The organism is Helicobacter pylori (genome assembly GCF_014496965.1).
Taxonomy (GTDB): domain Bacteria; phylum Campylobacterota; class Campylobacteria; order Campylobacterales; family Helicobacteraceae; genus Helicobacter; species Helicobacter pylori_CZ.
Window position 1 is genome coordinate 16,154 of the sequence record NZ_JACTCR010000019.1, and the last position, 11,176, is coordinate 27,329.

Genomic DNA, 11,176 nt, shown 5'->3' on the forward strand with positions numbered 1-11,176 from the left:
GGATTAAAAGAATGCTCAAAAAAAGTTTATTATTGCTTGTTTTTTTAATCTTACAGCTTAGCGGCGCTGAAGAAAATAATCAAGCCCCAAAAAACACGCCCCCTGAATTAAACCCCGCTAACGCAAAGGGTGCGCCAAACCCTAACACCCAGATCACCCCTAAAAACGATAACTCTAATTTATTAGACAAATTAGGTTCGCCTGAAAACGCTCAAACCGAGCTTTCTGCCGGTATTGATTTGGCTAAAAAGGGCGATTATCAAGGGGCTTTCAAGCTTTTTTCCCAATCGTGCGATAACGGCAATGCGGCCGGGTGTTTTGCAGTGGGAGCGATGTATGCTAATGGGGTAGGGATCCAAACCAACAGACTAAAAGCCACTCGCTATTATGAAATGGGTTGCAGTGGGGGCGATGCGACCGCTTGCGCGAATCTGGCTCAAATGTATGAAAACAAGAAAAATGCGGATACGAACGACAAAGAAAACGCTTTGCAGTTGTATGCGGTGGCTTGTCAAGGGGGGGATATGATCGCATGCAATAATTTGGGGTGGATGTTTGCTAACGGGAGTGGGGTCCCAAAAGATTATTACAAAGCGATGGGTTATTATAAATTTTCATGCGATAATGGGAATGATATGGGGTGTTATAATCTGGGCTTGATGTCTAATGTGAATAATATTTATGGCATTGATAAAGCCGAGCTCAGTCAAGTGGATTTGAATTATTTGGCGTGTAACGCTGGGGATATGATGGGGTGCGCGAATTTAGGCTGGATTTATGCGAATGGGGATTTAGGGGCTCCTTTGAATAACCACTACGCAGCGAAATATTTTCAAATGGCATGCGATGGGGGGATTTTGGGGAGCTGTAACAATTTAGGCGTGCTGTATCAAAAGGGCTTAGGCGTGCCTCAAGACGATCAAAGGGCTTTGGATTTATTCTCGTATGCGTGCGATAATGGTTTTGAGTCAAGCTGTCGTAATTACGGGAATTTCAAAGAGCATTTATTGCGCGTGAATCCTAATTACGGGCGCTTGTTCATGCCGTATCATTCTTATGAGATACCCTAGTAATAGCCATTTTTTAATCAATTCAGCCACAAATTGCGGTTTTTTCACAAATTTAAGCTATCTTTTTTTTTTTTTTTTTTTTTGATTTAATACTCGGTGTGATTTTGATCTTATTTAAAAGGAAGAGCTATGAAAGCAACACAAAGCACCATTAACGACTTTTTTGCCCTAACAGGCACGATCTTTTCTATCCCTGTATACCAGAGGAACTACACTTGGGCAGAAGAAGATTGCGAAAAATTACTTCAAGATATTGTCAGTATTTCTCAAAATAAGAAAACGCATTTTATGGGTTCTATCACTTATATTTTGCATTTGATTGATGATGAAAAGAGCTTAAGACAACTGCAAGAATTTGTCATCATTGACGGGCAGCAAAGGGTTACCACTCTCATGCTTTTGCTTAAAGCCATAGAGACAAAGATACAAAATGAAGGGATAAAAAAAGAGATTAATAATCTACTCAATCTTTCGGGACAAAGGTTGCGTCTCAAGCCCATTAAAAGCGACAAAGAAGCCTTTGATTTGGTCATGCAAAATCGATCGCATGAAATACAAGGCGTATCACACATCAGGAATAATTATAAATTTTTCACCAAAGAGCTTGACAATTATATCAGCAAAGGGTATCGCATAGAAGAGATTTATGGCGCGTTTTTGCGGCTCAAAATCGTAGCCATAGGCTTAGAGTTAGGCGAAGACGATCCGCAAGTGGTGTTTGAAAGCATTAACGCTACCGGCGTGCAATTAAAAGGGCTGGATCTCATCCGCAACTATCTGATGATGGGAGAAAATTCTGACAACCAAAATCGTCTTTATAATACTTATTGGGTTCCTTTAGAAAATTGGCTTGGCGAAAAGGATTTGAATGATTTTATCAAAACCTATTTAAGAATCTACCTTGAAAAGAAATTAAAGGAGGGAGAGCGTGAAGTGTATTACGCGCTAAAAGCCCACCACAGTGATAATTTCTCTGATGATATACAAGGTCTTATGAGCAATATGCGTGAATATGGCAGAATCTATCAAATCTTTTTAGACAGAGATCATTATTTTTTAGGGCGTGGGGATCCGCAGCAGTTAGCGAATTTACGCTTGCGCATTAAAGATCTCGTAAAAATCAAATTTGGCGTGGCAAAGCCCTTCATCTTGCGTTGCGCCAGAGACTTTGAAGAAGGCAAATTGGATTATGAAAACTTCCATGAAATTTTGCAAATCCTTACCAGCTACTATGTGCGCCGAAGCGTGTGCGGGGATTCTTCCCCCACGCTTACCAGAGTTCTTTATTCTTTATACAGACAGCTAGGGGAAAATGTTTCAGCCGATGCGTTGAAGCGGTATTTGGGCAAAAGCGTTGGTCAAGAGGCGTTCCCTAATGACGATCGCATTAAAGCGGCGTTTCTTGTGCGTAACGCTTATGCAGCAAATCAAGTGTGCAAGTTCATTTTACTTGAGATAGAAAAGCTAAGCAACGCCGAACCGCCAAGAGAAGAAAATCTAGAAGTGGAACATTTCTACCCCCAAACCCCCACCCAAGAATGGCGCGATAGGGTGGGGGATTATTTCACTTTTGAGCAAGACTACCTCAATAATTTTGGGAATCTAACCCTATCAGGGCAAAATCAAAAGCTTGGCAACAAACCTTACGAGGCAAAAATAGAGCTTATGGAACAATACAGCTCCTTGCATTTAAACGACTATTTCATCAATAACACCCATTCTTGGGGGATAGAGGAAGTGAAGAATAGGAGCAAATATTTAGCGGATCAATTCTGTCAAGTGGGATTGTTTAAAGATTTGCCTAAAGAATACCGTGCAAGAGAGCTTCACAAAAACCCTTGATGATGATTTAACTAGCCATAATCTTCAAAGCGTCAAGCTCCCCAATGATCAAAGACGCATGGCAAGAAACGCTAAGGAATTAGCTAGCGCTGTCATAGACTACTTATTAGAAAACGCCAGAGAGGCCTTTGAAAGCTACACGGATGAAGCTCAAAGATACATTTGTTGGGATAAAGCAAAAGCGCAATTAAGGGATAGAGATGGCACTCTTGTTGTGCCTTTTGAAAAATACGGATTCTACTTTGTCAGCAATGCGAGTTATCAAACGGTGGGCAGCAACCTTAGGGATCTTATCTTAGGCTGTGATCTCAATCCTAGAAACTTTATCGTAGAATAAACAAGCCCCCAAAGAAATGGGGGGGTTAAAAAACCCTTATTATCACTTGCCAAAAGCTTGGTGCAAATGCGTGGTGAGAGAGTTAAGATACTGCTCTACTTGGGGGTTTTTCATTACATCGTTGCAAATAAAAGTGGGCAGCGCTGAAAGCCCTAAAAATTGGAACGCTTTATGCAAATGCAAATACACAACATCCACACCCACCCCTTCAAAAAATTCATTAGGATCACTAAAGGCTTCAATGGGAGCGTTCCAAGTCAAGCTCAACATGTATTTTTTGCCTTGCATCAAGCCCCCTTTCCCGTAGTTTTTAGTGGGGTTTTTCGAGCTTCTGCCATCGCTAGCATAAAGCTTCCCATGCCCTGCACTAAAGACTTCATCAATGTATTTTTTCACAATCCAAGGCTCTCCCATCCACCAGCCAGGCATTTGCCAAATCGTCGCATCAGCGCTAAAGATTTTCTCCACTTCTTGACTAGGATTATAGCTCTTATCCACGATTGTAGTATCCACTTCTAGCCCCAAAGATTCTAGAGTCTTTTTTGCATGGTCGCCCAAGGTTTCATTGAGTTTCCCCCCAGAGTGCAAAAACGCTTTGGCCCCATTAATGATGAGAATTTTTTTCATTTTGTTCCTTTTTTTTGATAGATAATTATAAATTGCGATTATATCTCAATTTGATAATTATGAATTGCGATTATACCTCAAAAGGGTATTTTTAAAAAGCGATTAAATTGCGATTGTATTATTTTTATTATGTTAAGATAATGAAAATTTCTATTTAAGGAATGGCGATGTTCTACGATGAAAAAAAGACTTATCAAAAGATTGAAGAACGCCTTGATATAATTCGTTCGTTTAACGCTCATAACGAGCATAAAAACTTGCAAGACGAGTTTAAAGGGGCGGGCATTTCTAGGCGTGATTTATTGAAGTGGGCGGGCATGATGAGCACAGCGTTAGCCTTGCCGGCTAGTTTTACTCCCTTGACTTTGAAGGCGCTAGAAGTGGCTAACAGATTGCCCGTGATTTGGTTGCACATGGCAGAATGCACCGGCTGTAGCGAGAGCTTGTTAAGGAGTGCAGACCCCACCATTGATAGCATTATCTTTGATTACATCAACCTAGAATACCATGAGACCATTATGGTAGCGAGCGGTTTTCAAGCCGAAAAAAGCTTGCATGACGCCATAGAAAAGCATAAAAACAATTACATTTTAATGGTAGAAGGCGGTATCCCCCAAGGCACAGAATACTTTCTCACTCAAGGCCCAAACGCTGAAACGGGAGCTGAAGAGTGTAGGAAAGCCGCCCAACACGCAGCCGCTATTTTTGCCATAGGCACATGCTCAAGTTTTGGGGGCGTGCAAGCGGCTTACCCTAACCCCTCTAATGCGCAACCCTTGCATAAAATCATTGATAAACCCGTGATCAATGTTCCCGGTTGCCCGCCTAGTGAAAAAAATATCGTGGGCAATGTGCTTTATTACTTGATGTTTGGGGCTCTCCCTAAATTGGATGCCTATAACCGCCCCTCTTGGGCTTATGGGAATAGGATCCATGATTTATGCGAAAGGAGAGGGCATTTTGATGCGGGCGAATTTGTGGAACATTTTGGCGATGAAAACGCTAAAAGGGGTTTTTGTTTATATAAAATGGGCTGTAAAGGGCCTTACACTTTCAACAATTGCTCCAAACTCCGCTTCAATTCACACACTTCTTGGCCCATAGGTGCAGGGCATGGGTGCATAGGGTGTTCTGAGCCTAATTTTTGGGATACGATGAGTCCTTTTGAAGAGCCTTTAGCGAATCGTTCCATTAAAACCGCCTTTGACGGCTTAGGGGCTGATAAAGTAGCGGATAAAGTAGGCACGACTCTATTGAGTGCAACCGCTATTGGCATTGTTGCGCATGCGCTCCTTTCTAAAGCGATCAAAAACAAAGAGTAATGAGTAAGGGATTAACATGTCAAAAAAAATAGTAGTCGATCCTATCACCAGGATTGAGGGGCATTTAAGGATTGAAGTGATCGTAGATGATGATAATGTGATCACTGATGCGTTTTCTTCTTCTACGCTTTTTAGGGGGCTAGAAACGATCATTAAGGGCAGAGACCCACGAGATGCAGGCTTCATCGCTCAAAGGATTTGCGGGGTATGCACTTATTCGCATTATAAAGCCGGTGTTACTGCGGTAGAAAACGCTCTAGGCATCACCCCCCCATTAAACGCGCAATTGGTGCGATCTTTGATGAACATGGCGTTGCTTTTTCATGATCATGTGGTGCATTTTTATACTTTGCATGGGCTTGATTGGTGCGATATTATGAGCGCTTTAAAAGCCGACCCCGTTCAAGCGGCAAAACTTTCTTTCAAATACAGCCCTTATCCCATCAATACCGGTGCCGGTGAATTAAAAGCGGTTCAAAAACGCTTGAATGATTTCGCTAAAAGCGGATCTTTAGGGCCTTTCAGTAACGGCTATTACGGGCATAAAACCTATCGTTTAAGCCCAGAGCAAAATTTAATCGTCTTAAGCCACTACCTTAAGCTTTTAGAAATCCAAAGGGAAGCGGCGAAAATGACCGCTATTTTTGGGGCCAAACAGCCTCACCCACAAAGCCTAACGGTGGGGGGTGTTACGAGCGTTATGGATATATTGGATCCGACGAGATTGGCTGAATGGAAGAGCAAGTTTGAAGTGGTGGCCAATTTCATCAACCATGCCTACTACCCTGATTTGGTGATGGCAGGCGAAATGTTCGCTAACGAACCATCCGTTATTAAAGGTTGCGGCTTAAGGAATTTTATCGCTTATGAAGAAGTGTTGCTCGGGAAAGATAAATACCTTTTGAGTAGTGGGGTGGTGCTTGATGGGGATATTTCTAAATTACACCCCATTGATGAGAGTTTGATTAAAGAAGAGGTTACGCATTCTTGGTATCAATATGAAGACACTAAAGAAGTGCAACTCCACCCTTATGACGGGCAAACGAACCCGCATTATACCGGTTTAAAAGACGGCGAGAGCGTGGGGATTGAAAATAAAATCATCCCTGCTAAAGTGCTTGACACTAAAAATAAATATTCTTGGATAAAATCCCCCAGATACGATAGTAAGCCCATGGAAGTAGGCCCTTTAAGTTCCGTAGTGGTAGGTTTAGCGGCGAAAAACCCCTATGTTACTGAAGTGGCTACGAAGTTTTTAAAAGACACGAAACTGCCTTTAGAGGCGTTGTTTTCAACGCTTGGGCGCACCGCTGCAAGGTGTATTGAAGCTAAAACGATTGCTGATAATGGCCTTTTGGCGTTTGATGCGTTAGTGGAAAATCTAAAAAGCGATCAAAGCACTTGCGCTCCTTATCACATTGATAAAAATCAAGAATATAAAGGGCGCTACATTGGTCAAGTGCCAAGGGGCATGCTAAGCCATTGGGTGCGTATTAAAAACGGCGTGGTGGAAAATTATCAAGCGGTAGTGCCTTCTACTTGGAATGCGGGGCCTAGAGATTCTCAAAATCAAAGGGGGGCTTATGAAATGAGCTTGATTGGCACTAAAATCGCTGATTTAACCCAGCCTTTAGAAATCATTAGGACTATCCATTCTTTTGACCCATGCATCGCATGCTCAGTGCATGTGATGGATTTTAAAGGGCAGTCTTTAAACGAGTTTAAAGTAGAGCCTAATTTCGCTAAATTCTAAAAAGGGTTACGCATGGATAAAATGAATAAGGTCGTCTTGCACAAAGAATATTCGGGTTTTGTGCGCTTTTTCCATTGGGTTAGGGCTTTGAGTATTTTTACTTTAATCGCTACAGGGTTTTACATCGCTTACCCTTTTTTGCAGCCTAATTCCAGCTTTTATAAAGGGGTGTATCTTTTACAAGCTTATGTGCGCTCTTTTCATGTCATGTTTGGGTTTTTGCTCATTAGCGCATTAATCTTTAGAACCTATCTTTTTTTCACTAAAGAAAGCTTAATGGAACGCAGGAGTTTTGGCCAACTTTTAAGCCCAAAAGCCTGGATCGATCAGATGAAAGCGTATTTTCTTATCAGCGGCAAACCCCATACTAAAGGATTGTATAACCCTATCCAACTCGTGGCTTATTTCACTTTGGTTGCTTTAATTGTATTGATGAGTTTGAGCGGGATAGTGCTGTATTATAATGTCTATCATGCGGGGCTTGGGGCGTTTTTAGCAAGCGCTTTTAAGTGGTTTGAAGCGCTTTGTGGGGGGTTAGCGAATGTGCGTTTTATCCACCACTTAGCGACTTGGGGGTTTATTTTGTTTGTCCCTGTGCATGTTTATATGGTGTTTTTCCATTCTATCCGGTATGATAGTTCGGGGGCGGATTCTATGATTAATGGCTATGGTTACACCAAAGAATGAGTCAAAAAATCCTGATTCTTGGCATTGGCAATATCCTTTTTGGCGATGAAGGGATTGGGGTGCATCTAGCCCACTACCTTAAAAAGAATTTTTCTTTTTTCCCTAGCGTGGATATTATAGATGGGGGGACAATGGCTCAGCAACTCATTCCTTTAATCACTTCGTATGAAAAGGTTTTGATTTTGGATTGCGTGAGCGCTAAAGGCGTTGAGATAGGATCGGTCTATGCCTTTGATTTTAAGGACGCTCCTAAAGAAATCACATGGGCTGGGAGCGCGCATGAAGTGGAAATGCTGCACACTTTAAGGCTCACGGAGTTTTTAGGGGATTTGCCTAAAACTTTTATCGTGGGGCTTGTGCCTTTTGTGATAGGGAGCGAGACCACTTTCAAGCTCTCAAGCGAAATGTTAAACGCTTTAGAAACAGCCTTAAAAGCCATAGAAACCCGACTCAACGCATGGGGAGTTAAAATGCAACGCACCGATCATATCGCCCTAGATTGTATCGCTGAACTCTCTTATAAGGGTTTTTGAATTGGCGTTTGTCTTTCTTTTTAAATGCGTTAATGAAAAAACAAGCCTAAATTTTACGCCCCTTTTAGAGCAAATGGCGTTCCATTTGCAAGCGCGTTTTTATAGCGTTTATAAGGATAATACCACTTCTTTCTACCTTCAAGCGAGCGCTGAGATCACTTTAGAGTTCGCGCAAAAATTAAGCGAGATCTTACCCTTTTCTTTAGATTTTAGCTTTTTGTCTTTAAAGGAAATCACAGAGCCTTTAGATGAAAATCTTTTCCAAACAACAAGCCTTTCAAAACCCCTTTTTATGAACGCTAAAGAGCATCAAGATTTTTTAGATAAAAACGCATCTTTATATGCCAATGCGTTGGGTTTTGTTAAAAACGCCGCTTTTAAGGGGGCTATAATCCATAGCCCTAAAGAGCTTATAGATTGCTTAACGCAATTAAAAGAGGTGCTCAAAACGCAGGATTTTACCCCTATTTTCACTTCTAGGGGGGCATTATCCCTTTCTTTAAAAAAGCTCTCTCCAAGCGTTATTTTTAGCGATCTTTCTAGCGTTTTGAGCTGCACTAAATTGCCTTTAGAAGACGCTAAATATTTGGCTAGTTTGGAAAAACCCTCCATCAAAGCCCCATTAAAAAGCGTGTTTAAGGACACTTTTAAAAACGATGAAATCATAGCCCAACTACCCTATGACCCCATATTGAATTTATTGTGTCATATTTTACAAGATGAGGGCATAGAATTTGTTTTTATCCATGCAAATAATCCACAAGAAGCACTTTTGCATTATGAAGCGCTTTTTAAAACCCCTAAACGCTTGATCACGCCCACTAAAAAATTCGTGCTAGAAAACAATCTTTCTACCCTTCCCTTTAAAGATGAATTAGAATTTTTAAGCGCAACCCCCAATTCTATCGTTTTGTATTTTAGTTTCAAGCGCCCTACAAGGTTGTTATTGCATGCTAATGGTTCTTTAAAAACGCTTTTAAGCGTTAGTTTTGATTTCAATCAAATATTTAACCTCCTCAAACAAGATGAAAAAGCCTCCAGAATGCTACAAAACTACGCTATTAAATTCCCTGATTTTTACGCACGCATTGCAGAGCTTTCTCAATACAATCTGGGGGGTGCGAATTTATTGGATTTTTTTCGCATTTTGGGGTTTGTTTTGGGTTATAGCGAGGATTTTTGCGCACAAAGCGTTATTCCTTTGGCTAAAGAATGCTTACGCCCTAAAGGCCCTAGGATTGATTATAAAATCCTTAAAGACGATTCTTTGAAAATGGCTTTAAACTTTTCAAAGATCATGCACAGCGCGATGAGTTTCAGGCTCGCGGGCGTGGAAAATGAGATTTTGAGTTTGGGGATTTTGGATTCTTTAGCGGAGTTTTTAGGGAATTTTATTTGGGATAACGCGCAAAATTTTAGCGTCCAAGAAGTAACGATCGCTGGGGATTTCTTTGGCGAAAAAGTGTTTTTGGATTTGTTTGTGCGGTATTTCCCTAAAACCCTAACCCTTAAAACGCATGCATTTTTGGATTATGAATAAGGGCTTAAAAGCGGATGTGTATCATCAACCCGCTGTCCATGTATTGGGTTTTTTTGCTTTTAGTCCTTTCAAAATAAGGCCCAAAAGACAGAGCTTTATTGAAATTAACAATCGGCATGCTCACCCCTTCGGCGATATTGTTTTTAGCGAGTTGTTTGTAAAACTTTTTGTCGCTTTTTTTATGGCTTTTAAGGTTAGGGCTTTTTTCTAAATCTATGCCTTCTAAAGCGCTATTTTTAGTGAAATCATAAAGCTTTTTGTCGTTTTTTGACTCGGTTTTTAATCCATGGTTTTTATGGAGTTTGTAAAACTTTTTACCGCTCTTTTTGTCGTTTTTGGTTTCGGTTTCTAAATCCGTTGCAAACACGCTACTATAAGCCATAAGCGATACAAAAAATAAATTTCTAACTATACGCATAAGATCTCCTCTTATATAGCCTTTCTTTATCACACTACCATAGCATGTTAGAATAAACTAATCAATAAAAAGCGTAGGGGAAGTATCCAGGTGCTCCATACCCATAAGGCCCATAAGGCATAAGACCTGACCCATAAGGCATGAAACCATAGGGCATGTAATAATAAGGCATGTAATAGCCTCCATACATGCCGTTTTGCATGGGCGAATTGAGGTTATCCACTGAATTATAAAAGCCGTTTAAAGAACCATAAGCGTTATAATTAGTGAAACGATTGATTAAAGGCGTGGTGCGCGCATCAATAGTGGCATTTTCTTGCTGGATGGCGTTTTCTTCTCTGGCGACTTCTTGGGCTTTAGTCTCTTTAGGATCTTTAACCAACACTTCTTCTATAGGCACATTCGCCCCACAAGCGCTTAACAGATAGGCTAAAAAGCCGGTGTTTAAAAAAAGAACGATTTTAGAAAGATGAGCGGATTGGTTGGGTAAAAAAGTTTTATTGTTTTGATGCATGGGTTTTCCTAAATTTTAAAATAACTAAAGATTAACATGTTTTTAATTTAATGTTGGTTAAGCGGTGGTTTTTAGGGTTATTTCATTTTAACTTTGTTTTTCATTAAAACCCCATACTAAAATCTTATTTTATGATAAAATACCTAGCAATAATATCAAATCTTAAACCAAAGAAAAACCATGAAAAAAGCCCTCTTACTAACTCTCTCTCTCTCTCTCGTTTTGGCTCCACGCTGAAAGGAACGGATTTTATTTAGGTTCTGACATATTAGGGGGAAGCTATATTTTAGGAAAAATCAATGCAAATCAAAATCCATCAAACAATTCGTATGCCAATCCGTATGTCTCATACTATCCACCAACTAGTTCGTTCAATCCTCCAAATTCAAACACTATATCATTCTCTGGTGGATCGGGCGGTCTTCTCAGTGAAATCAGCTTGGGGTATAAATATTTTTTGGGCAAAAAAAGGATTATAGGGTTTAGGCACTCTCTTTTTTTCGGTTACCAACTTGGTGGCGTTGGTTCTGTTC

At 40.6% G+C, this 11,176-nt stretch carries 9 protein-coding genes and 2 pseudogenes; 8 read left to right on the forward strand and 3 right to left on the reverse strand.

The features are described 5' to 3' along the window. Nucleotides 1-11: 11 nt before the first annotated feature. Together H7O61_RS06790 and H7O61_RS06795 are read left to right on the forward strand one after the other, a co-directional pair. Nucleotides 12-1,070, forward strand: coding sequence for a tetratricopeptide repeat protein (locus H7O61_RS06790; RefSeq protein ID WP_187875524.1), 1,059 nt, complete (start codon nt 12-14; stop codon nt 1,068-1,070). Between the two features lie 129 nt (nt 1,071-1,199). After that, a pseudogene (locus tag H7O61_RS06795) lies at nt 1,200-3,249 on the forward strand (DUF262 domain-containing protein). A 42-nt stretch (nt 3,250-3,291) separates the two neighbouring features. Here H7O61_RS06795 and mdaB read toward each other — a convergent pair. After that, complete coding sequence (mdaB, locus tag H7O61_RS06800) at nt 3,292-3,876, reverse strand: NADPH:quinone oxidoreductase MdaB (RefSeq protein ID WP_187875525.1); 585 nt, start codon at nt 3,874-3,876, stop codon at nt 3,292-3,294. A gap of 167 nt (nt 3,877-4,043) precedes the next feature. Here mdaB and H7O61_RS06805 point away from each other — a divergent pair, with 167 nt between their 5' ends. The 5 genes from H7O61_RS06805 to hydE are packed head-to-tail and all read left to right on the forward strand — an operon-like array spanning nt 4,044 to nt 9,711. Then, a complete protein-coding gene (locus H7O61_RS06805; protein WP_000499016.1) occupies nt 4,044-5,198 on the forward strand; it encodes a hydrogenase 1 small subunit in 1,155 nt (384 codons plus the stop codon). A 16-nt stretch (nt 5,199-5,214) separates the two neighbouring features. Further along, complete coding sequence (locus tag H7O61_RS06810; RefSeq protein WP_187875526.1) at nt 5,215-6,951, forward strand: nickel-dependent hydrogenase large subunit; 1,737 nt, start codon at nt 5,215-5,217, stop codon at nt 6,949-6,951. A 12-nt stretch (nt 6,952-6,963) separates the two neighbouring features. After that, nucleotides 6,964-7,638, forward strand: a complete 675-nt coding sequence (cybH, locus tag H7O61_RS06815) for a Ni/Fe-hydrogenase, b-type cytochrome subunit (protein WP_123946595.1) — start codon at nt 6,964-6,966, stop codon at nt 7,636-7,638. After that, nucleotides 7,635-8,171 (forward strand): hydrogenase biosynthesis protein HydD, encoded by a 537-nt coding sequence (gene hydD, locus H7O61_RS06820; protein ID WP_127960988.1) that lies wholly within the window; start codon nt 7,635-7,637, stop codon nt 8,169-8,171. Before cybH ends, hydD begins: the two co-directional genes overlap by 4 nt. Before the next feature lies 1 nt (nt 8,172). Beyond that, a complete protein-coding gene (gene hydE / locus H7O61_RS06825) occupies nt 8,173-9,711 on the forward strand; it encodes a hydrogenase biosynthesis protein HydE (RefSeq protein ID WP_187875527.1) in 1,539 nt (512 codons plus the stop codon). Between the two features lie 4 nt (nt 9,712-9,715). Here hydE and H7O61_RS06830 read toward each other — a convergent pair whose 3' ends face one another. Together H7O61_RS06830 and H7O61_RS06835 are read right to left on the reverse strand one after the other, a co-directional pair. After that, a complete protein-coding gene (locus H7O61_RS06830; protein WP_187875528.1) occupies nt 9,716-10,162 on the reverse strand; it encodes a hypothetical protein in 447 nt (148 codons plus the stop codon). A 28-nt stretch (nt 10,163-10,190) separates the two neighbouring features. Beyond that, complete coding sequence (locus tag H7O61_RS06835) at nt 10,191-10,643, reverse strand: hypothetical protein (protein WP_097716738.1); 453 nt, start codon at nt 10,641-10,643, stop codon at nt 10,191-10,193. A gap of 180 nt (nt 10,644-10,823) precedes the next feature. Here H7O61_RS06835 and H7O61_RS08090 point away from each other — a divergent pair. After that, nucleotides 10,824-11,176 (forward strand): annotated as a pseudogene (locus H7O61_RS08090) (outer membrane beta-barrel protein); the annotation flags it as partial.